Here is a 21,869-nt window from a genome sequence, read left to right as displayed (position 1 = left end):
CAAGTTACGACGACCAAACGTTAGCTGGGCCGACTTGCGGGGCACTTGGGAACTGACCGTCGCCCAAGAGCCAGATCGACTCGCGGGAGGCGTGCTGCGGACTTGTCTTTGTTCCCTAAGTTCCGGGGGCGGGGGCGAGCAGGCCTTTACTCAAGCCCCCTCCGCCATGCCTTTGCCGTCGCGCTTACTCTGACGGACATCATGGAGCAGCGTGATATGGAGGCTCGGGTAGGTGCGCCTCGCAGGCCAACTGCCCATGAACCCAGGTGAACGACCCTGTACGCGGCCCCGCCAGGCACACCACAGTTGGAAAGCTTGCGCAGCAACGGCGCTGTCAGAGCCTGGGCTTACGGTCCAGGGCGTGGCTATCAGACCATCAGCACGTTGGCGTGCCCGTGTGGACGAAGAGGCTACGGAGCTCGCGGTGGGGACACGGGCAGCCCCGAGCGATGCCTTCATGGCGGAGCTCTTCCCTGAGTCGCTGCTGGCGGCGACGGATGAGTCCCTGCGCACGTTCGAGTCGGACGTAGAGGCGCTCCGGGGCCAGGCCGACGAGCAGGTCTTCGAAGCGATCAAGCGCGTCGTTCTGGTGCTGAACGAGATCAACGAGGACCACGAGGGCGCCGGCTACGAGACGGAAGAGCGTGAACAGCTGTGCCTCTACATCGATCAGACCTTGACGGAGCACGGCATCGACGTTCCTGCGGCCGCGAGGCGAGGTACCAGCCGCACCGAGATCACGGATGACTGGCGGGATTGGTAGCGGTTGCTGTACAGCAACGAAGTACAAGCAACCCCAGCGACCGCCAGCGCCCAACACCGGCCGCTAAGTCCCTCCCCGCAGCCTGTATGACCTCCAATGACCGATCTCTCCAGAGCTACGGATCAGAAGGCTCCTGACATCACGCCTCGCTCACCCGCCTCCACCATCTCGGTCAGCAAGTACGGTCCGCCGTCGCCGCCGCCCCACCGTTGCTGAAGAGCCTGCGCAGTATGCCGGAAATCTGTCGAGCCCGACCCTGCGGCAGCTCTACCCTTCCCGCATGGCGCATGGAAAGACCTCGTACGTTTGCCTGCCCTGCCGGGGCTCGTACAAGCAGCCCTATCCCGGCTACCACGATCACGACCGGGTCTGTCCACGCTGCGCCGAACCACTGATCCACGTCGGCTCCGCCTTCGCGGCACCCAGGAGGCGGGACACCGCCGCCTGGCGCACCCTCTCCGTGCTGCTGCACGCCGGTGTGCGCTTCCACAAGAGTTGCTGTGGCGGCCCCGGCTACCGCCCACGCACCCTCAGCGAGGTGCGCGAGCGGATGGCTCACGCCCGGGCCACCGGAGAACCGATCGCTCAGGCGTTGGTCCGCCGCGACCTGCCCTAGCGGCCGGGCTCCATCAACGCTGGGAGCTCAGGTAGTAGGGCCGGTTGTGGGCGGCCACCGGGGGTGATTGGTAGGTCCAGGCGCCGGCGGCGCGGGTGTCACCGAGCAGTTGGTTGATGTCGCGGCCGAGGTCGCTGTCGGGGGCCTGGACGGTCAGGCGTACGCGGTCGGTGTGGGGCGGGGTGCTCAGGTCGTACCAGCGGTAGGGCTGGTAGACGTTCATGGGGCCCGCGAGGGCCCGGCCGTCGGGGTCGGTGCCGTAGCCGGTGATGGGGGTGTTGTTGGCGGGGGCGGCCGACAGGCCGTCCAACTCGGCGGTCAGGGAGATCAGTTGGCTGTCCTCACGCACCAGGGTGCCGTCCGGCGTCACCTCGGCCGTCTTGCAGTGCACGGTCCAGGTCTCGCCCGCCGGACCGTTCAGGGACGGCAGGTCGACCTCGAACCAGCCCGGGTACTTCGGCTCGGCGTACAGCTCGCGGCCGGCCGTGATGGCGTACGGGTTGTCGCACACGACGTGGATGCGGGCGATACCGAGGAGTTTCGTCTGGTCCCAGCCCTGCGCGTACTGCGCGTAGGTCAGCTCGGGGATCCGGTCCGCCTGGGCCGTGGGGAAGGCGATGACGTTGTACTCGATCTCCTGGGTGACGCCCCCGCCGAACGCGTACTGCGCGAAGTAGAGCTGGTAGTTGAGCGACACCAGGGCCCGGCCGTCGAAAGTGGCGGCGGTCAGAGCGGGGTGGTGTTTGGCGAGCAGGTCCCGGACCGGTTCCGCCTCGGTGAGCCAGTCGATGCCGATGTGGTGCAACGCGCCGTAGTGGAAGGGGAGTTGGAAGGGCTCGGCGACGGGCGGCAGGGGCAACGGGCTCATGCGGGCACTCCAGGAGGGTTCGTGTGGGAGTTCCCGGGGCTCATGCGGGAACGTCTGCGGGCTTACATGCGGGAACGTCTGCGGGCTTATACGGGCACGTCTGGGGTGAGGGCGACGGGGCGGTCCCGTTCGGCGAGGTCGGCCTCGATGCGCCGGGCGCTGCGCAGGGCGAGGGCGGCCATGGTCAGAGTCGGATTGGAGGTGGCGACGGAGGGCATGCTCCCGCAGCCCACGGCGTACAGGCCGGGGTGGTCCCAGCATCGCTGCCACGAGTCGACCACCGAGGCGTCCGGGGAGTCGCCCATGATGTGGGTGCCGGCGGCGTGGCCGGCGCCGCGGTAGCCGTAGAGGCGACCCTTGTGCTCGAAGCGGCCGGGCCAGGCCGCCGCGGGCTCGTAGTCGGTGTGGTCCTCGGCGCCGAGCAGGGCGAAGATCTGGTCGGACGCGCGCTTGGCGGCGGCCATGCCGTCCTTGACGTGGTCCGACAGGTCGTAGGTGACCTGGGGGCGGGGCAGGCCGAGCGGGTCACGTGCGTGCGGGTGGAGGGTGATGCGGTTGGCGGGGTCGGCGCCCTGCTCCATCTCGAATTGGAGGGCGAACTGGCGGCGTACCCGGTCCCCGACCGCGCGCCGCAGCTCGGCTCCGAACAAGCCCTTGTCGTGGAGTAGTTGGGCGACGTCGCCGTCTACCGGGCCCTTGGCCCACACCCATCCCCAGTTGCCGACCTCGATGCGGAAGGGCGCTCGCGCGTGCCGCTCGGGCCCGGCGCGGAAGCCCTCGAGGCCCGAGGTGGACCCGGGCCCGCGGTAGGGGGCGACCGCTTCCGGCATGAGGCCCCAGGTGAGCAGCACCGGGTGGTCCATCAGGTTGCGGCCGACCTGATCACTGCGGGTGGCGAGCCGGGACAGGAGGAGCAGTCGGGCGTTCTCGATGGCGTGCGCGGCGAGCACGACGACGTCTGCGTGCACTCGGGTGGACTGACCTTCGTACGAGAGGTACTCCACGCCCGTGGCGCGCCCGTTCCCGTCGACGAGCACGCGGCTGACCACGGCCCGGTCGAAGAGGGTGATCGAACTGCCCCACTGTCCTTGTGTCTTGAGCGGGGTGTACTTCGCGTACGAGGGGCAGTGCGGGATGCACGTCGCGTTGCCCACGCACCGGCTGGCCGGGTCGGGCCGTCCCTGGGCGCCGCGCGGAACGTAGCCGTGCCCGCCGTCGTAGTCAGGGTTCGGCACGCTGTTACGGGCCTGCGGGGTGCCGACCACCCGCAGTTCGACCTCGTCCAGGGTCACCGGGTCCTTGACGCGCCGTCCGTCGAGGCTCGCCGCGAGGAGGCGGTCCAGGTGGCTGACGGGCAGGGCCCGCATGGGGAAGGTGTAGTCCTCGGGGAAGCCGAGCCCGACGTGCTCGCGCTGCTCGTCGGTGTCTGCGGCCACTCCCAGCTCCCCTTCCGCCGCATGGTAGTGGGGCTCCAGGTCGTCGTAGGTGAGCGGCCAGCGGCGCCCGTACCCGAAGGCTTCGGTGTCGAAGTCCTCCGGCAGCATGCGCGGGGCGAGGCCGGTCCAGACGTTGCCGGTGCCGCCGTTGGCCCGGACGTAGCCGCTGGCGTAAGGAAGCGGGCCGTCCTGCAGCAGATGGCCGGCCGCCCGGAATCCCGGGTCGCCGTCCGTGCCCATCAGGTCGGTGACGTCGGGCCAGCCGGCGGCCGGGTGGTGTCGGTGGGCGGAGCCAGGCACCTTCGCGGATGCCGTGGCGTACCGGTCGAGGGCCTCACGGTGGGCCCGCGCGGAGTCGGTGGCGCGCTCCCCGGCCTCCAGGACCAGGACTCGACGACCCTGGCGGCCCAGTTCCTTCGCCACGAGCGAGCCCGCGATGCCGGCACCCACGACGATCACGTCGTAGTGGCTCACCGAGTGGCTCACAGAGAGTCCGCCCGGGAGGGGGAAGGCGACGGGGAAGCGGACCAACTCCCGTATCCGCCCGGTGCGGTGGCGGGTGCGGCGAGCCCCGCCGCCTTCCAGACCAGCCCCTCGGCGTAGGCACGCGCCGACACCACGAAGGGTGACGGTTCGGGCCAACTGCCCGTGTACCACAGGTGCGTGAGAGCGCGGGCGGCACCGCACAGGTCATCGTCCAACTCGCCGAGCGGGCCTCCGCCCGCCTCCAGCAGCAGCCGCAATCGGTCCCGGCCCAGTTGCTCGGCGGCCACGGCCAGGTATGTCTCGGCGAGACCCGTGCCCCGCAGCGTCGCCGCGTCGAACCCGGTCAACTCCTGTGACAGCACTGTGAATTCGGCCATCTCGTCTGGTGTCTGCACGAGGCCATCCGTGCCCCTGTGGCTCGCCGACCATGCTGTGCCGCCTGTGTATGGCCAGAAACGTACGCCAGTGCGAGCGCTGACCCGTGAAAGCGCGAGAACTACGGAGGGCTGCTTCCTCAGGCCAGACGCGCCTCAGTCGACGTTTCCGCCGGTCACGGCCTCGCCCAGAGAAGACTCCCAAAGCGGGTGCCGCAGGTTCGAATTCTTCCAAGGGCACCCCACATTAAGCCGCTGACCTGGGGTTTCCCTCCCAGGGAAGGGTTCTGCTCGGCCTCGGGCTCGCGGCCGGGGCCGTTGATCGTTGATCGTTGATCGTTCGGGGGCCGTGCACAGGCCTACGGCGTGAGGCAGGCAAGTCACGGCAGTACGAGTGATCGTCATGCCACGGGTCGAGCGGGATACCGCGGGTCGAGCGGGATACCGCGGGTCGAGCCGGATGCCGCGGGTCGAGCCGGATACCGCAATCGGACCGGACAGGCCGGTGTGTCGGCAGGTGCAGGGCTGCGACCAGGGTGGAGGAGCTTTCGGCTCGCACCGGACGCTGGTCGCATGCGCTTGGCCGTACAGGGTCTGGATGCGGCCCAGGGGATTTCGCTACAAGTTCCGAAATTTCTCCGTGACGGGTCCGCGATGCCACCGCAACCCCTCACCCCTACGGTCACTCCCACGCCGTAAAGGCACCATTCCCCCCATCGGGTCGCATCGGACCGAATTCGCTACTTTCCCCGAAATCCCCCCTGTGCAGCGCCATGAGACAGGAGCCCAGCGTGTCCAACCCTTCCAGACGCGGTGTCCTACGGCTGACCGCCGGCACAGCTCTCCTCGGCAGTTTTGCCCTCGCAGGTTGCGGGCGCGGCGGTGACAGCACTGCGACCGCCGCCAGCGCCAAGCCCGTCGACGACTCCCCGGCCAAGGGAACCCTCAAGGTCTGGGCCGCCCAGGGCGATGCCGACGTGCTCGACAAGGTCATCAAGCCCTTCAAGGCCGCGAACCCCCAGCTCACGGTGAAGTTCACGCTGATCCCGAACGCCGAGTACTACACCAAGATCCAGTCGGCGATCGCGGCGGGCAAGGGGCCCGATGTCGCCCAGTTCTTCCCCGAGTCGCAGGCGCAGTTCCTCGATCCGTCGATCCTGCGGCCCGTCCCGGACGGCCTCGTCGACCCGTCCGCCTTCTTCACGAGTCTGTGGGACGCCGGTGTGGTGAAGAACGTCGCCTACACGGTGCCCTGGTACGCCTACACCTACGCGCTGGTCTACCGCTCCGACCTCGCCAAGAAGGCGGGTGTCAAGGCGCCGACCACGTGGGACGAGATGGTGCCGTTCTTCAAGGCCCTGCAGAGCGCGGGCGCCGGGCACGCGCTCGGGGCGGACGTCGGCTGGGACATCTTCAACGGCCAGGACGTCGCGATGTACGCCTGGCAGGCGGGTGGCTCGCTGCTCTCGTCCGATGGCAAGTGGACGCTCGACACGCCGGCGATGGTCGACGCGATCAAGTACAACGCGTCGTTCTTCACCTCGGGCATCGCCGACACCAGCGGGCCCACGTTCCTCGACGCGCAGCCGTACTTCGTGTCGGGCAAGACCGCCTGCCTGATCACCGGCCCCTGGGTCGTCGGCCAGCTCGACGCGGTCGCGAAGAAGGACGGCTGGACTGCGTCCCACGTCGCCACCGCACCCCTGCCGGCCGGACCGTCGGGCAGCACCTCCTTCTCCGCCGGGGGCAGCTGGGGCGTGCTCGCCGGCAGCGGCAACGCGGACGCGGCCTGGAAGCTCGTCCGGTACATCTCCAGGCCGAGCACCCAGGTCGCGCAGTACAAGGCGTACAGCTCGCTGCCGGCCGTAGCCTCGGCCTGGGCCAACCCGGCCATCGCGGGCCAGCCGCTGCTGGACGCCTTCCTCAGCCAGTTGAAGAACACCAGGGCGTTTCCGCAGGTGAGCACCTGGCAACAGGTCGCCACCCGGCTGGGCAAGGAGATGGAAGCCGTGGCCAAGGGCAAGGGGACCGCCGAAAAGGCCGCCGCGAACGTCCAGTCGTACGCCCAGAGCCTCGGCACAGGCAAGGGGTGATTCCCGGATGACCGCCACCATCGGGCCGACGACGCCGCGCGGTGCGCGTCGGCCCCGGGGCGCCCGCCGAACGGCCGTCGCCTGGCTCTTCCTCGCGCCGTTCACCCTGGTGTTCCTGCTCTACACGGCGATACCCACGGTAGCCGCGCTCGGGTTCAGCTTCACCGATCTGCGGGGCGCGGACCTGCGGCATCCGCTCGCCGTCGACTTCACCGGATTCCAGAACTACCTCCGGCTGCTGGAGGACCCGACCTTCCTGCGGGACATCCTCAACACCGTCCTGTTCGTGGCCGTCGGTGTGCCGTTGACCATGGGGTTCGGGTTCGCGCTCGCCCTCGCGCTCAACTCCGGCATCCGGCGGTTGCGCGGCGCCTTCCGTACCGTCTTCTTCGCACCGGTCGTCACGAACGTCGTGGCCGTCGCCATGATCTGGCAGTACGCCTTCAACGCCAACGGCACCGTCAACAAGGTGCTCGGCGCCGTCGGTTTCGCCGGGCCGAACTGGCTGGACGACACGCACCTGGCCATGCCCGTGGTCATCGCCCTCGGCGTCTGGCGCAACTTCGGCATCGCGATGGTGCTCTTCCTCGCCGGTCTGCAGGCGGTGCCGCAGGACGTGTACGAGGCCGCCTCCCTCGACGGGGCCGGCTGGTGGCGGCAGCTCAGGCACATCACCCTGCCGTTGCTGATGCCGACCACGCTGATGGTGTCGGTGCTGCTGACCGTCTTCTACCTCCAGGTGTTCGACGAGCCGTATCTGCTCACCAACGGCGGCCCCCTGGGCTCCACCGAGTCGGTGGCGCTGTACACCTACCACCAGTTCGGCGCCGGAGAGTTCGGGACGTCCTCGGCGGCGTCCTTCGTGACGCTCCTGCTCGTGACGTTGGTGAGCATCGTCCAGTTCCGAATGCTGAGGCCCCGCGCATGACCACGATCGCCGCACCGCGGAACGCCGAGATGACAGGCGAACGGACGCACATGCACCGTCGGTCCGTCGCCCGCCCCCTGCTGTACGGCGCGCTGGCGCTGTGCGCGCTGCTCACGATGATGCCGTTCGTCTGGGTGCTCAGCGGCTCGCTGCGCAGCCTGGACGAGATCCGCTCCGACCCCGGCGCCTGGCTTCCGCACCACGTCACCCTCGACAACTTCGTCCGGCTGTTCCGAACCGAGGGCTTCGGCCGGTTCCTGGTCAACAGCATCGTGGTCGCGATCATCGTCGTCGCCGGCAACATCGCGGCGGCGTCGGCCGCGGGATACGCGCTCGCCAAGCTGGACTTCGCGGGCAGGCGGATCGCGTTCGGCGCGGTCATGGCGGCGATGATGGTGCCGTTCACCACGGTGTTCGTCACCCAGTTCGTGATCACCGTCGACATGGGCCTGGCCGACACCCTCACCGGTATCGCCCTGCCCGGTGCGGCGCTGCCGCTGTCGGTGTTCATCATGCGGCAGTACGCCCTGTCGGTCCCCGACGAACTGCTGGAAGCGGCCCGGATCGACGGGGCGGGCGAGTTCCGGATCTTCTTCCGGATCTTCCTGCCGCTGGCGGGTCCCGCCGTCGCGACGATCACGATCATGTCGTTCCTCTTCTCGTGGAACAACTTCATCTGGCCGCTCATCGTCGCGCAGAGCACCTCCACCTACACGCTGCCGGTGGGCCTCGCCGCCACCAGCCAGGCCGCCGCGCATGTCACCGACTACGGCCTGATGCTCGCCGGCGCGATCGTCGTGATGCTGCCGGTGCTCGTCCTCTTCCTTTTCCTGCAGCGCTACTTCGTGCAGGGCGTCGCCGGAACGGGAATGCGGTGACCCCGATGGACGACCGTATGCACTCACTCGACGCGCCCGGCGAGCCGGTCACCGTACACGCTCCTGCCGGAACGGTCGTGGGCCGCCGCACCGGCCGGGTGCGGCGCTTCCTCGGCATCCCGTACGCAGAAGCGCCCGTCGGTGCGCGGCGGTTCGCGGAGCCGGTGCCACGAGGCCGGTTCACGGAGCCGTTCGACGCTTCCCGGCACGGTGCCACCTCGCAGTGCGTGCCGCTGTTCGCCACGACCACGATTCCGGAGCCGTCGGTGCCGGGCGACGACGTACTGAACCTGAGTGTCGTCGCCCCCGCGGACGGTGGGTCCTGCCCGGTGCTGGTGTGGATCCACGGCGGCGGCTTCCTCGCGGGCAGCCCGGCCAGTCCGTGGTACGACGGCCGCGCCTTCGCCCGCGACGGAATCGTCACCGTGACGCCCGGCTACCGGCTCGGCGTCGACGGTTTCGCGCCGCTGGACGGCGTACCCGCGAACCTCGGACTGCGTGACCTGCTGCTCGCGCTCGACTGGGTGCGGGAGAACATCGCGGCGTTCGGCGGTGATCCGGGCCGGGTCACCGTCGCCGGCCAGTCGGCGGGAGGCGGGGCGGTGCTCGCGCTGCTCTCCTCGCCCCTCGGCATCGGTCGCTTCCACCGCGCGGTCAGTGTGTCCGGCGGTCTCTTCGAGGTGGGCGAACAGGCCGCGCGCGACTTCGTCGTGCGGCTCGGCGACCGGCTCGGCGTGCCGCCGACGCGCGCCGGCTTCAGTGGCCTCACGGTGGAACGCGTTCAGCACGGCGTCCATCTGCTTCGGAGCGAACACGGCGGCGACGACCCGCTCGTACTCGGTCCGGTCGTCGGCGACGACGTCCTTCCGGTGCCCATCGCCGAGGGACTGGCCGTACACGGGCACGGCGTACCGCTGCTGCTCGGCGCGACGGGCGACGAGTTCGACGGCGGCGCCCCGGGCATCCGCAATGCCGCCGCCCGCGCGGCGGGCACCCGTGTGACGGACACCCTGTTCCGCGCCGCCTGTCCGCGCGCGGCGGCCTCGCGTCGCGCCGCCCTCGTCGGCACCTGGCTGTACTCCTTCGAATGGCCCTCGCCCGTACTCGGTGGCGCCGTGCACTGCGCCGACATCCCGTTCTTCTTCGACGTACTCGACGCGTCGGGCACCGCCGAGGCCCTCGGAGCGCAGCCGCCCGCGGAACTCGCCACGTCCATGCACTCCGACCTGGCCGCGTTCGTCCACGGCCGGTCGCCGGCCTGGGAGCCGGCGACCGGGCGGCTCGGCGACCCCGTCCGCGAGTACGGCAGGCCCGGGGCGGCGACGGTGGCTGACACCACCGGCGTGTTCGACCCGGTGGTACCGGCGGGATCCGGTGCGGCGTCGTCCGGTGCGACGGGATCCGGTGCGACGGGATCCGGTGCGGCGGGATCCGGTGCGGCGGAGGAATGCTGATGCCCGGGATGAACCAGAGCACGGTCCGACGGGTCAACACCTCGGTGATCCTTCGCGCGCTGGCCGTGTCGGCCGGGCCGGTGACGCTGGCCGAGCTCGCCGAGCGGGTCGGCCTGTCGCGCCGCACCATCGAAGTGATCCTGGACTCGCTCGTCGACGCGGGCTGGGTGAGCGAACTCGACCGGGTGCCGGTGAGCGGCTGCGCCGGACGCCCCGCTCGCCGGTACGAGCTGCGGGCCGAGCACGCGCTGCTGGCGGCTGTGCGCATCACCACCCTGGACGGGTCCGCGGTCGTCGCCGACGTGCGCGGCCGCATCGTCGGCCGGGCGCACCGGCCGCTGCGTGACTACCAGGATCCGCAGGCCACGCTCGACGACGCGGCGGCGCTGGTGCGTCAGGCGCTCGACGACGCGGGCGGGACAACGGCCCGGCTGCGGGCCGGCGCGATCGCGAGCGGCGGCGCGATCGACGACGACGGCGTCGTACGGCGCCTGGTGCACACGACGCAGTGGGAAGGCGTGCGCCTGCCCAGGGAACTCGGGCGGCGCATCGCCATGCCGTGGTTCGCGGACAACGACACCAATCTCGGTGCGCTCGCCGAGCGTTGGCGGGGTGCGGCCGGTGACCACGACAACGTCGTGTGGGCGATGCTCGGCAACCGGACCGGTCTCGGCATCCTCATACGCGGTGACGTCCACCGTGGTTTCGAAGGCGCCGCGGGCGAGATCGCCGAGGCTGTCTCGCTGCCGGCCGGCTCGGTGGAGGACCGCCCCGTGGCGTGGCTGACCTCGCCGGATCCGGCCCGGCGGCGGGTCGCGCTCGGCCGCTTCGCCGCGGCTCGGGGCGGCGATGCGGCGGCGCTCGCGGAGGTCGACGAATTCGTGGCGAACATCGCCTCGATCCTCACCACCTTGTCGTGGACGGTCGCGCCGTCGCTCATCGTGCTCGGCGGTGGTCTGGAGGACGCGGCCGATGTCCTGCTGCCCCGGGTGCGCGAGGCGATGCGCGGCGCCCGTACTCCTGCCGTCGAGCTGCGCGCCACCGTGCTGGGCTCGGACGGCCCGCTCATCGGCGCCGTGAAGTTCGTGCTCGACCACATGGACACCGAGTTGTTCGGGCCGCCCGTCCCGCGCGCCTGATCGCGCACCCGATCCGCACGATTCCCCTCACCCCCAGTTTCACAGGACAGGAGTCCGACCATGACCGGCACCAGCAGGACCGGCGTTCTCATCGTGGGCAGCGGCATCATGGGATCCGCCGTGGCCCGACTGCTGCGGGACACCGATCCGGCGCTGGACATCACCATGGTCGACGGCGGCCGGCCGATCGGATCGGCCCCCGGCCTGCACCTGCACGACCTCGACGACCCGGCCCTCTGGTCGCGCTACAACGAACGGGTCGCCACCGGTGTCCAGGGCCTGTACACGGGCGCCGAAGTGGTGCGCGACGTCGCGGACAGCATCACCGGCCTGAAGCCGGGCATGTTCCACGCGCTCGCCTTCGGCCAGGACGCCGAGGCGATGCCGGCCGCCGCGCTCGCGTGGAACGCGGGCGGCATGGGCGTGCACTGGACCGCCGCGACCCCCTGGCCCGCCGGGGACGAGGTGTTCGACTTCGGCGACCCGGACCGCTGGGCGAGGGATCTGGACACCGCGCGCCGACTGCTCGCGGTCACGCCCGCCGCGATCGGGCCGACCGGGGTCGGCCGGATGGTGCTCGACGTACTGGGCCGGCGCTACGACGGCGTCGGACCGGACGACCGGCAGCCGCAGCCGATGCCCATGGCGGTCACCGCCACACCGACGGGACCCATGCCACGCACGGCTCCGGGGACGATCTTCCCTCCGATCGCGGCGGGCGGGGACCCGGCTTTCACCCTGGTGACCGGCACGCTGACGACCTCGCTCATCGTCTCGGGCGGCCGGGTCGCCGGCGCCCGGCTGCGTCGCGTGGCCGACGGCGCCGAGTCGGAACTCCTCGCGGACGCCGTGGTGGTGTGCGCCGACGCCCTGCGCACCCCCCAGTTGCTGTTCGCGTCCGGCATACGGCCCGAGGCACTGGGGCGTCAGCTCAACGAGCACGCGTTCATCAGCGCCCGGGTGCTGCTCGACCTCGACCGGTTCGGCATCGACCGCGACACGCTGCCCCTGCCGCGCCCCGGCGAGTTCAGTACGGATGCGCTCTGGCTGCCGCAGAACGGAGCGGCGCAGCCGTTCCACGGCCAGATCATGAACCGCACGTATGTGGACGAGGCCGGCCGCCGCCTCGCGCACTCGGTGGGCCTGTCGCTGTACGCCCCCGTCGAGTCACGCCCCGAGAACCGGCTGGTGTTCTCGGAAGCCCGGACCGACCTCGCCGGGATGCCACGGATCACCGTCGAGTTCGGCTACTCCGACGCCGACCGGGCGCTGATCGGCCGAGCCCTTGACGAAGTCCGGTCGCTCGCCGAGGAGTTCGGCACGTTCGACCCCGAGACCGAGCTGGCCCTGCTCCCGCCCGGCTCGTCGCTGCACCAGACCGGCACCGTCCGGGCCGGCGACGCCGACGACGGCACCAGTGTGTGCGACCCCGACGGCCGGGTGTGGGACTTCGACAACCTGTACCTCGCGGGCAACGGCGTGATCCCCACCGCGATGGCCGCCAACGTCACGCTGGCCGGCGCGGTGACCGCCGTACGGGCCGCGCGCGCCGTCGCCGAACGCATCACCGTGCCCACCGCCCACTGAGAGGAATCCACAACCGTGATCGACATGCCGAAGGAATACCGCGTGGCGCTGCCCGCGTGGATCGACGACGAACTCGCCGATGTGCCCGCCGTCATCCCCGACCGCGAGGGCCGGATGCGCCTCGTGCATCGCCTCGCCGACCGCAACTGGCGCGAGGGCAACGGCGGCCCGTTCGCGGCGCTCGTCGCCGAGCAGGACACCGGCCGGATCGTCTCGGTCGGCGTGAACGTGGTGCTCGCCTCGGGTGTCTCCAGTGCGCACGCCGAGGTCGTCGCGCTGGGCCTCGCCCAGACGGCGACCGGCGGCTGGGACCTCGGCGGCGAGGGCATGCCGGCGCACGAGCTGGTCGTGAACTGGCGTCCGTGCGTGCAGTGCTACGGCGCCACGATGTGGTCCGGGGTGCGTGGTCTCGTGGTCGCGGGTGAGGGGCCGGACCTGGAGGAGATCACGACCTTCGACGAAGGCCCGCTGGGCGCGGACTGGGCCGAGCAGTTCGAGGCGCGGGGCATCAAGGTCGTGGGGGACGTGCTGCGGGACGAGGCGCTCGCCGTGTTCCGCGCCTACCGGGACGCCGTCGACGCCGACGGTGTCACCGTCTACAACGCCCGCGGAGGCGCCGCATGACACCGCCGACGCCGCTGACACCGCCGACACCGCTGACGCCGCCGACACCGCTGACGCCGCGCTTCGCGACCGACGTCATCACCTTCTACCACCCGGACTTCTGGGGACTGGACTCCGCCGAGGCCCTGCGCGACTGGGCCCACGAGCACCCCGGTGCCTTCTGGGAACGAGTGATGGACGTGCTGGCGGAGGCCGGGATCACCGGCCTGGAGCTGACCTTCGCGCCGGGCGACATCGACTCGGCTCTGCGCGCCTTCGGCAGCGCGGCCTCCTTCCGCCGCGAACTCGCGGCCCGTGGCCTGTCCGTGGTGAGCGCGTTCATCGCGGGCAGCGACGCGCCCGACTGGCGGCGGGGCGGCGATCTGCCCGCGATCGTCGCCGACGCCGAACGACGCGCCGCCTTCCTCGCCGAGGTCGGGGCGGAACTGCTCGTCGCCGGACTGCCGATGCGGACGACGTACGGAACCCGCCCGCCGTTCTTCGTCGACGCCGCGTACATGACCCGGATGGCCGACATCGCGCACGTGGTCGGTGAGGCCGTCTCCCGGTACGGCGTGAAGCTCGCCTTCCACACGGAGTCCAACAGCACCCTCTGGCACGAGAGGGACATCGACCTGTTCATGGCCCTGACCGATCCGCGCTATGTGTGGCTGTGCCCCGACTCCTGCCACATCGCGCTCGGCGGAGGCGACCCCGTCGCCGTCGCGCGCCGCCACTCCCAGCGCATCGCCCTCGCGCACTGGAAGGACGCCGTCAGGCCGATCGACGTCGAACTCACCGTCGACGAAACGGTCTTCGCCCAGCAGCAGCCCTATATGACCGAACTGGGCGCCGGCATCGTGGACTGGCCGGGCTGGGCCGAGGCGATGTCCCGAACGCCCGGCGCCGGCACCGTACTCATCGAGCTGGACGAGGCGGCTGATCCGGTTGCCGCTCTCCGGGCCGGAAGGGCCGTTGTGGAGGAGGCCCGGGCGTGGCCGGCGGTCGGCGACCACGCCGTCTCACCCATCGAAAGGCAGGGCCGGCCATGACGGCTCCCGCCGGGCAGTCCCCGCACGCGCCCGCAACCGACGCCACCCCCGCCCGGTCCGCACCCGCGCACAACCGCTACGGCTTCTTCGGCATCGTCGACAAGGGCGGCAACCCCTGGGCGACGGGCTGGCGGCGCTACCGCGTCCCCGGCCTGGGTGAGGTCGACTGGCGCCGCGTCATCGACCGCTTCCACGATCTGGGCTACACCGGCACGGTCTCCGTCGAACACGAGGACCCGGTGTGGGGCGGCACCCCGGAGAAGGTGAAGCAGGGCCTGAGGATCGCGCACCGGACCTTGAGCCCGCTCATCGAGCCCTAGAACAAGCGAGCCTGCTCGGCCTCGGCCTCCTCGGTGCTCTTCCCGAAACCTTGCGCTTCGGGTGATTCAATAGCTGTTCCCGCGAGCTGAGATTTCAGCAGAACATGCAGACAGATTCTCTGCCGCGATAAACACGCTGGGATTCTTCACCGTACACAGGCCACTGCGGCGTGCTACTGTCGATCTCAGTTGCAGTTGTGGTTCCCGAAACTTCAAGTGCTCTTCGGTGGGATTCCGTACCACCGGAAGCACTTTTGCATTTCCGGTCTTTTTCCGGGCGGGGTGATCATCGCGGCGACACGGTGTCCGCGCAGCGCGGACACCGAGGCACTGCCCCAAAGGAGAAATGACATGGCTGCTGGTACCGTGAAGTGGTTCAACGCGGAAAAGGGATTCGGCTTCATCGAGCAGGACGGTGGCGGCGCAGACGTGTTCGCCCACTACTCGAACATCGCCGCCCAGGGCTTCCGCGAGCTGCTTGAGGGCCAGAAGGTGACTTTCGACATCGCGCAGGGCCAGAAGGGCCCGACGGCCGAGAACATCGTTCTCGCCTGACGCTCACGCGCACTTTGCAGCTGGGGCCCGCATCCTTCGGGGTGCGGGCCCCGGCTGCTCGCATTTTTCGCAGCCGTTTTCCAGATTTTTCCAGATGTTCTCCGGACGCATCTCTTCATGGCCGCATTGCGGCGGGCGCGCAGAACATCGCGCCCACTCAGCGCCCGCTGCGCGCCCATTCCGCGCCACTCATTTCAGCGCCCGCGCCCGTACGGATTTTTCCTCGACCTGAGGCTTTCGCGTTCTACCGGCCCATTCTTGCAATTCTCCGTGCCGTTCATGGCTGCGGGAATTCCTTGATATGTGCCGCATCAAGGAAGGTTCCGCATGAACCGCACACGCACGAACGACCGCTTCGCCCGCACCCGTGACGGCAGTGCCGACTCCCGGAGGGGCGGCAGCAGCCGATTCGGTTCGTCGGCCCCGCAGCGCTCCGGCGGGCCGAGCCGTTCCGGTGAGTACGGCCGCCGCCCCGCCGCGGTCCAGGGGGAGTTCGCCCTCCCCAAGACCATCACCCCCGCGTTTCCCGCCGTGGAGGGCTTCGCCGATCTCGACATGCCTGGTGCGCTGCTTGCTGCGCTCGGCGCGCAAGGCGTGACCGTGCCGTTCCCGATCCAGGCCGCGACCCTGCCGAACTCCCTCGCCGGCCGCGACGTCCTCGGCCGGGGGCGCACCGGCTCCGGCAAGACCCTCGCCTTCGGGCTGGCGCTGCTGGCCCGTACGGCCGGTCAGCGTGCCGAGGCCAGGCAGCCGCTGGGGTTGATTCTCGTACCGACGCGTGAGCTGGCACAGCAGGTCACCGACGCGCTCGCGCCGTACGCCCGCTCTGTGAAGCTGCGGCTGACCGCGGTGGTGGGCGGGATGCCGATCGGCAGGCAGGCGAGCGCGCTGCGCGGTGGCGTCGAGGTCGTCGTCGCCACGCCGGGGCGCCTCAAGGACCTCATCGACCGCGGCGACTGCCGACTGGACCAGGTCGCCATCACCGTCCTCGACGAGGCCGACCAGATGGCCGACATGGGCTTCATGCCGCAGGTCACCGCCCTGCTCGACCAGGTCCGCACCGACGGCCAGCGCATGCTGTTCTCCGCCACTCTCGACCGCAACGTCGACCTGCTCGTGCGCCGCTACCTCAGCGACCCCGTCGTGCACTCCGTCGACCCCTCGGCCGGCGCCGTCACGACGATGGAGCACCACGTGCTGCATGTCCACGGCGCCGACAAGCACACGGCCACCACCGAGATCGCCGCACGCGACGGCCGCGTGATCATGTTCCTCGACACCAAGCACGCCGTCGACCGGCTCACCGAACACCTCCTGAACAGCGGGGTACGGGCCGCCGCCCTGCACGGCGGGAAGTCGCAGCCGCAGCGCACCCGCACACTGACGCAGTTCAAGACCGGGCACGTCAACGTGCTGGTGGCGACCAACGTCGCGGCCCGCGGCATCCACGTCGACAACCTCGACCTCGTCGTCAACGTCGACCCGCCGACCGACCACAAGGACTATCTCCACCGCGGCGGCAGGACCGCCCGCGCAGGCGAGTCCGGCAGCGTCGTCACCCTGGTCACCCCGAACCAGCGCCGCGGTATGACCCGCCTCATGGCAGCGGCCGGCATCGTCCCGCAGACCACCCAGGTCCGCACCGGCGAAGAGGCCCTGCACCGCATCACCGGCGCCCAGGCCCCCTCCGGCATCCCCGTCGTCATCACCGCACCGGTGGTCGAACGCCCCACGAAGCGCGGCGCGACCTCGCGCGGCCGACGCCGCCCCGCCTCGGCGGCCCGCCGCGCACCCGTACGGCAGTCCACCGCCGGTGCGGCGGCATAGGACCTTCGTGATCAGGAAGCCGGCCCATCTCCGCAGGAGGCACCCTTTGACGCTGATGCAGATGCAGACCCGCTTGTCGAGCCAGACCCGCTTGTCGAGCGCCGACCCCGAGCACGGCACGGTGGCCGACACCATGGACGCGGCCGGACCGCAGGTCTGGGAGGACATGACCGTGGAGGTGGCCCTGTCCGTGATGGCCGCCGCCGGTACGGGTCATCTGGTGGTCTGTGACGAGGACGGACTGTGCACCGGCCTCGTCACCGTGGCCCGTCTCACCGCCGTTCGTGACAGCTCCGGATACACGGACCGGCTCCGCCTGCGTGACATCGCCGACGTCATCGGGCCCTTCGCCTCGCCGCTGACCACGAGGGCCGAAGCCGAGCGTGGGATGCGCAGCCGCAGCCTCTGGGCCCTGCCCGTGGTCGACGAACACGGCAACGCTCTGGGCATCCTCGCCCTCTCCCGCGGAACCGCTGCACGGCGGTCGTCCCCGTCTCTCCTTCCCCTGTGAGGCATCAATGCGCTGTGTCATCGCCCGCTTCCCGTTCGACCTGACCAAAAGTGGAGTGCTGGAATCGATGAAGGGCGTCAAGCCCGAACCGGTCACCAGTGAGTCCGTGGTCATCGGACGCCGCCGCTACCCCGCCAAGCAGGTCGGCCAGGTCATCACCCATCAGGACCGCCGCGATTTCAGCGCCGACGAAGTCGTCCGGGCCATGACCATGCTGGGCTTCAGCTGTCGCGCTCTTCCCGAGGCCGCACCCACGCGCATCGAAAGCCCATTGCAGCGGGCTTCCGTCATGCTTGGCATCCCTTTGTCCGTCTGACCGACAGGACAGGCGCGAGCCGAACAGAACAGTGAGGGCCCTACCGGCGCGTGTGCCGGTAGGGCCCTCACTGCGTGCCATGCCGCTCTCGGCGCGACGGGTCAGTGGGGCAGTGGGGCGTCTGTGGGGCGTCTGTGGGCAGTGGGTCAGTGGTCGGAGTAGCTGAAGTCGCCCACGGTCCAGGCACTGATGTCCTCGATCGCGACGCGGTACATCCCGCCCGTCTCCGGGATGCCCACCGCGCCCTGGAGGATCCGGGCGACATGGAAGTGCAGATGTGTGGGCGGCCCGTCCTTCTTCGCGGGAGCGTCGAAGACGGCGGAGAACTCGCCCAGTCGGTCGGAATCCGTCAGCACCTCCGACACCCTCTGCCTCCACACGGCTTCGGGAGCCAGGCGACCGGTGATGACAGTGCCACCGGCGACCACGGTAAGGGACATCTGATTGCTCTGCCTCGATTCCACAAGGGCAGCGATGTCAAGGATCAGCTCGTCAGGCTTCGGCATGAGATCGGATTCTATGCACCAGGCCGTCCGGGCGGCCTGGGCGGTGGCACTACCGGGCCACACGGGCGCATACGACTCCCCCGATGTACCCGGCGTTGTGGTCAGGCTGGGGACTTCGACTGCGGCTCACGGCCTTGGGTGCGCAGTTGCTCGTTGATGCGCCGGGCTTCTTCGAGCTGGTCTTCGAGGATGACGATGCGGCATGCGGCCTCGATGGGGGTGCCCTGGTCGACGAGTTCGCGGGCGCGGGCGGCGATGCGCAGCTGGTAGCGCGAGTAGCGGCGGTGTCCGCCTTCGGACCGCAGGGGGGTGATCAGGCGGTGTTCGCCAAGGGTGCGCAGGAAGGCGGGGGTGGTGCCGAGCATCTCGGCGGCCCGGCCCATGGTGTAGGCGGGGTAGTCATCGTCATCGAGTGGGGTGACGGAGTGGATATCGGCAGGGGGCATAGACCTCTTCTTTCGGGGACGCGTCGGGGGGCCCGGGTGCCGTACGGCACCCGGGCCCCGAGCTTTCAACACCATCTACCGGCTGACTGCGCCGGCCCTGTGTATCCGCAGGTTCCACCCGGGAGGGCGGGGCTGCGGGGATCGCGGATGCGTGACCGGGGACCACCTTCCAATCCGGGGTCTGCGGTACCCGGACTTCTTGCTCGCCCGGGCGATCCTGATGGCGTCTGCTCCTTATCTCGTTCGGTTACTGGTCGTACTGCTTTGTACCGCTTTGTACTGCTGGATACCGCGGGTACTGCTCACGGCCCCTCTGGGGCCGCGTCCTGCTCAACTGCTTGCACGGCAGTTCGTGTCTGCCGTGCCCTCTTCGACTTCCTGGCTACGACTGAAACGATAACCCCGCGACAAGCAAATGTCTACTCCGGCCATGACAGGTTTTATCCACCAGGAGTGCGTGGGCTTCTGCCGCAGACACACCCGAAAGGGTGCCTTCCCAGGTTGAACGCCGACGTCGAGCCCCTTGTCGACTGCGAGGCGGGGACAAGGAACCGCCGGGCGGAGTCGTGGCGCTGGACGTGGCGGCCGGTGGCCACGAGGGGCGACGAGTTCTCCGTCCGCCACGAGGCGACGGTGCTGGTCGCAGCCGTGAGCGAGTGCTGTGACCAGCACTGACGGGCGGTGGCGACCAGGTCGGCGCAGGCGTCCATGCGGTCGGCGAAGACGGCCGGCGACCAGCTCCTCCTTCATGGGGAAGCGGCGGAACATGGCGGCAATCCCCACTCCCGCCTTGCGGGCGACGGAGGCCATGGAGGCGTTCAGTCCGTCGCGCGCGAACACGGTGCGCGCGGCGGCGATGATCCGGCCCCGGTTGCGCTCGGCGTCGCTGCGCAGCGGCTGGGCGCCTGGGGTCATCCCGACCAGTCCAGCAATCGGAGCACCCTATCCACTTCTTGCCTCTTCAGGGCCGACAGTGCAGCCAACACGCTCATTTCCTATTCGATACGATCGGAAACTCTTCGAAACATTCGTAGTGGGATGCCGCGAAAGCGATCTCCATATCTACGTCGTTGGCGACCAATTCCAAATTCAACTCCCACTCATGCCCGCCTACCAGGCAATACACACACCCCAGCCACCCACTCGATGAACGAATGTTTCGGGATCATCGCCGAAAGTATTGACAGCTGGCAGGGCCATATCAAAACTGTGTGCCGTCGCGCCTGTTGGCTCCCATCGGCCCCACGAGGACGAGGAGGAAGCACGCAAATGAACGACGCACCCGCATCCGCATCCGCTCCCACACGCACACCCACACCCACACCCACACCCCCGACGAACCGCAGTCACGCCCGTTTCGGGCCGCTCAGCCGCTTCAGGCTGTTCATCAGCGGTGTCTGCGCCACCGTGCTGGTCGCCGTGGCCGCGATGGCCCTGCCCGGCACGGCCCAAGCCGACACGGTCATCACCACGAACCAGACCGGCACCGACAACGGCTACTACTACTCGTTCTGGACGGACTCGCCGGGCACCGTCTCCATGAACCTGGCCTCCGGCGGCAACTACAGCACCTCCTGGAGGAACACCGGGAACTTCGTCGCAGGCAAGGGTTGGAGCAACGGGGGACGCAGGAGCGTGACCTACTCGGGCACCTTCAACCCGTCCGGCAACGCCTACCTGTCTCTCTACGGGTGGACGTCGAACCCGCTCGTCGAGTACTACATCGTCGACAACTGGGGCACCTACCGGCCCACGGGAACGTACAAGGGCACCGTCACCAGCGACGGCGGCACGTACGACATCTACAAGACGACGCGGTACAACGCCCCGTCCGTCGAGGGCAATCGCACCTTCGACCAGTACTGGAGTGTCCGGCAGTCGAAGAGGACCGGCGGAACCATCACCACCGGCAACCACTTCGACGCGTGGGCACGGGCCGGGATGCCCCTGGGCAGCTTCAACTACTACATGATCATGGCGACGGAGGGCTACCAGAGCAGCGGCAACTCCAACATCACCGTCGGTGGGACCGGTTCAGGGGGCGGCGGAGGAGGTGGGGGCGGGGGCGGCAGCAGTTGCGCGGCGACCCTTTCCGCGGGACAGCAGTGGAGCGACCGCTACAACCTCAACGTCGCGGTCACCGGCTCCAGCAACTGGACCGTCACCATGAACATCCCCTCCCCCGCGAAAGTCCTCTCCACCTGGAACATCACCCCCGCCTACCCCAACACCCAAGTCCTCACCGCCAAACCCAACGGCAACGGCAACAACTGGGGCGTCACCATCCAGCACAACGGCAACTGGACCTGGCCCACCGTCTCCTGCACCGCGAGCTGAGCCGCTGTCTCGAGTTGAGCCGCTGATCCTTCGGCCTCGGACTCCTCGTCCGGGGCCGTTCGCGTGGGCGGAGCCGGTCAGCACCGCATCCGCTGTCGTGGACGGACCGTCGTCGGCCACGGTCCGATCTCTCTACCATCGGACCATGTCCGAGATTTCGGTGACGCGTTTCTACGACGAGCTGGCCGACGACTACCACCTGATCTACGCGGACTGGGACGCGAGCGTGCGCCGGCAGGGCGCGGCCCTGGACGCGCTGCTCGGCCCGGACCGGGCGACGGTGCTGGACTGCGCCTGCGGCATCGGCACGCAGGCCGTGGGGCTCGCGCTGCGCGGGCACCGCGTCACCGGGACGGACCTCAGCCCCCGCGCCGCCGCTCGCGCGGCCCGCGAGGCCGCCCACCGCGATGTCCCGCTGTCGACGGCCGCCGCCGACATGCGCCAACTCCCGTTCACCGACTCCCGGTTCGACGCCGTCGTCTGCGCGGACAACTCCCTGCCCCACCTCCTCACGGAGCGGGACGTCCGCACCGCCCTGGCCGAGATGCGCCGGGTGCTGCGCCCCGGCGGCCTGCTGCTGATCAGCACCCGCCCCTACGACGACCTGCTGCGCGACCGCCCCGCTTCCACGCCACCGCAGGTCCACCGGCCCGCCGACGGGGGAGAACGGACCGTCACCTTCCAGCTCTGGCACTGGCACGAGGACGGCGAGCGCTACGACCTGGAGCACTTCCAGCTGTTGCCGGCGGACGGGGACTGGCGCGTCCGGGTCCG

Annotated in this window: 22 protein-coding genes and 1 pseudogene; 18 read left to right on the top strand and 5 right to left on the bottom strand. The window is 69.7% G+C overall.

The genetic code is table 11. The features are described from left to right. Positions 1 to 457: 457 nt before the first annotated feature. Positions 458 to 763, top strand: a complete 306-nt coding sequence (locus tag ACZ5SK_RS11730) for a hypothetical protein (protein WP_334579148.1) — start codon at positions 458 to 460, stop codon at positions 761 to 763. A 280-nt stretch (positions 764 to 1,043) separates the two neighbouring features. Beyond that, on the top strand, positions 1,044 to 1,379 hold the full coding sequence (locus ACZ5SK_RS11725; RefSeq protein WP_457494271.1) for a deoxyxylulose-5-phosphate synthase: 336 nt from the start codon (positions 1,044 to 1,046) through the stop codon (positions 1,377 to 1,379). 13 nt (positions 1,380 to 1,392) lie between these two features. Here ACZ5SK_RS11725 and ACZ5SK_RS11720 read toward each other — a convergent pair whose 3' ends face one another. The 3 genes from ACZ5SK_RS11720 to ACZ5SK_RS11710 form a co-directional block, all read right to left on the bottom strand. Further along, a complete protein-coding gene (locus ACZ5SK_RS11720) occupies positions 1,393 to 2,247 on the bottom strand; it encodes a hypothetical protein (RefSeq protein WP_334579146.1) in 855 nt (284 codons plus the stop codon). Between the two features lie 86 nt (positions 2,248 to 2,333). Further along, on the bottom strand, positions 2,334 to 4,169 hold the full coding sequence (locus ACZ5SK_RS11715) for a GMC family oxidoreductase (protein WP_468575871.1): 1,836 nt from the start codon (positions 4,167 to 4,169) through the stop codon (positions 2,334 to 2,336). Next, entirely contained in the window at positions 4,166 to 4,546 is a 381-nt protein-coding gene (locus ACZ5SK_RS11710; protein ID WP_334579144.1) for a hypothetical protein, read from the bottom strand. Before ACZ5SK_RS11710 ends, ACZ5SK_RS11715 begins: the two co-directional genes overlap by 4 nt. Before the next feature lie 788 nt (positions 4,547 to 5,334). Here ACZ5SK_RS11710 and ACZ5SK_RS11705 point away from each other — a divergent pair. The 13 genes from ACZ5SK_RS11705 (at position 5,335) to ACZ5SK_RS11645 (ending at position 17,806) form a co-directional block, all read left to right on the top strand. Continuing rightward, positions 5,335 to 6,636, top strand: coding sequence for an extracellular solute-binding protein (locus ACZ5SK_RS11705; RefSeq protein ID WP_468416580.1), 1,302 nt, complete (start codon positions 5,335 to 5,337; stop codon positions 6,634 to 6,636). Positions 6,637 to 6,643: 7 nt separating this feature from the next. Then, complete coding sequence (locus ACZ5SK_RS11700) at positions 6,644 to 7,564, top strand: carbohydrate ABC transporter permease (protein ID WP_334579142.1); 921 nt, start codon at positions 6,644 to 6,646, stop codon at positions 7,562 to 7,564. Then, positions 7,561 to 8,442, top strand: coding sequence for a carbohydrate ABC transporter permease (locus tag ACZ5SK_RS11695; RefSeq protein ID WP_334579141.1), 882 nt, complete (start codon positions 7,561 to 7,563; stop codon positions 8,440 to 8,442). The genes ACZ5SK_RS11700 and ACZ5SK_RS11695 overlap by 4 nt, the downstream gene beginning before the upstream one ends. Before the next feature lie 5 nt (positions 8,443 to 8,447). Continuing rightward, complete coding sequence (locus ACZ5SK_RS11690) at positions 8,448 to 9,896, top strand: carboxylesterase family protein (protein WP_361702388.1); 1,449 nt, start codon at positions 8,448 to 8,450, stop codon at positions 9,894 to 9,896. Beyond that, on the top strand, positions 9,890 to 11,035 hold the full coding sequence (locus ACZ5SK_RS11685; RefSeq protein ID WP_334579139.1) for an ROK family transcriptional regulator: 1,146 nt from the start codon (positions 9,890 to 9,892) through the stop codon (positions 11,033 to 11,035). The genes ACZ5SK_RS11690 and ACZ5SK_RS11685 overlap by 7 nt, the downstream gene beginning before the upstream one ends. Before the next feature lie 60 nt (positions 11,036 to 11,095). Continuing rightward, positions 11,096 to 12,622, top strand: coding sequence for a GMC oxidoreductase (locus ACZ5SK_RS11680; protein ID WP_468575869.1), 1,527 nt, complete (start codon positions 11,096 to 11,098; stop codon positions 12,620 to 12,622). A 15-nt stretch (positions 12,623 to 12,637) separates the two neighbouring features. Next, the gene (locus ACZ5SK_RS11675) at positions 12,638 to 13,246 is read left to right on the top strand and encodes a nucleoside deaminase (RefSeq protein WP_334579137.1); all 609 of its coding nucleotides are present in this window, start codon (positions 12,638 to 12,640) and stop codon (positions 13,244 to 13,246) included. A 50-nt stretch (positions 13,247 to 13,296) separates the two neighbouring features. After that, the gene (locus ACZ5SK_RS11670; RefSeq protein WP_468575973.1) at positions 13,297 to 14,277 is read left to right on the top strand and encodes a sugar phosphate isomerase/epimerase family protein; all 981 of its coding nucleotides are present in this window, start codon (positions 13,297 to 13,299) and stop codon (positions 14,275 to 14,277) included. Then, positions 14,274 to 14,597, top strand: a complete 324-nt coding sequence (locus ACZ5SK_RS11665; protein ID WP_361702384.1) for a hypothetical protein — start codon at positions 14,274 to 14,276, stop codon at positions 14,595 to 14,597. Before ACZ5SK_RS11670 ends, ACZ5SK_RS11665 begins: the two co-directional genes overlap by 4 nt. Before the next feature lie 351 nt (positions 14,598 to 14,948). Then, positions 14,949 to 15,152 carry a cold-shock protein gene (locus ACZ5SK_RS11660; RefSeq protein WP_014145516.1) on the top strand — a complete coding sequence of 68 codons (204 nt, stop codon included), beginning with the start codon at positions 14,949 to 14,951 and terminating at the stop codon, positions 15,150 to 15,152. 327 nt (positions 15,153 to 15,479) lie between these two features. Continuing rightward, a complete protein-coding gene (locus tag ACZ5SK_RS11655) occupies positions 15,480 to 16,979 on the top strand; it encodes a DEAD/DEAH box helicase (RefSeq protein ID WP_334579135.1) in 1,500 nt (499 codons plus the stop codon). Positions 16,980 to 17,025: 46 nt separating this feature from the next. Further along, positions 17,026 to 17,490, top strand: coding sequence for a CBS domain-containing protein (locus tag ACZ5SK_RS11650; RefSeq protein ID WP_443041272.1), 465 nt, complete (start codon positions 17,026 to 17,028; stop codon positions 17,488 to 17,490). 7 nt (positions 17,491 to 17,497) lie between these two features. Beyond that, entirely contained in the window at positions 17,498 to 17,806 is a 309-nt protein-coding gene (locus ACZ5SK_RS11645) for an SCO5918 family protein (RefSeq protein WP_334579134.1), read from the top strand. Between the two features lie 146 nt (positions 17,807 to 17,952). Here ACZ5SK_RS11645 and ACZ5SK_RS11640 read toward each other — a convergent pair whose 3' ends face one another. Next, positions 17,953 to 18,312 (bottom strand): hypothetical protein, encoded by a 360-nt coding sequence (locus tag ACZ5SK_RS11640; RefSeq protein ID WP_334579133.1) that lies wholly within the window; start codon positions 18,310 to 18,312, stop codon positions 17,953 to 17,955. Positions 18,313 to 18,413: 101 nt separating this feature from the next. Then, complete coding sequence (locus ACZ5SK_RS11635; protein ID WP_334579132.1) at positions 18,414 to 18,758, bottom strand: MerR family transcriptional regulator; 345 nt, start codon at positions 18,756 to 18,758, stop codon at positions 18,414 to 18,416. A gap of 501 nt (positions 18,759 to 19,259) precedes the next feature. On the opposite strand from ACZ5SK_RS11635, the gene ACZ5SK_RS11630 reads away from it, so the two are divergent. The 3 genes and pseudogenes from ACZ5SK_RS11630 to ACZ5SK_RS11620 form a co-directional block, all read left to right on the top strand. After that, positions 19,260 to 19,433: a hypothetical protein gene (locus ACZ5SK_RS11630; RefSeq protein ID WP_334581424.1), complete on the top strand. Its 174-nt coding sequence runs from the start codon at positions 19,260 to 19,262 to the stop codon at positions 19,431 to 19,433. Between the two features lie 594 nt (positions 19,434 to 20,027). Beyond that, the gene (locus ACZ5SK_RS11625; RefSeq protein ID WP_334579131.1) at positions 20,028 to 21,095 is read left to right on the top strand and encodes a glycoside hydrolase family 11 protein; all 1,068 of its coding nucleotides are present in this window, start codon (positions 20,028 to 20,030) and stop codon (positions 21,093 to 21,095) included. Positions 21,096 to 21,240: 145 nt separating this feature from the next. Beyond that, positions 21,241 to 21,831 (top strand): annotated as a pseudogene (locus ACZ5SK_RS11620) (class I SAM-dependent methyltransferase); the annotation flags it as partial. Positions 21,832 to 21,869: the final 38 nt, after the last annotated feature.

It is taken from the genome of Streptomyces sp. NPDC031474, assembly GCF_055581185.1.
This window is presented reverse-complemented; position numbering and strand designations above follow the sequence as displayed.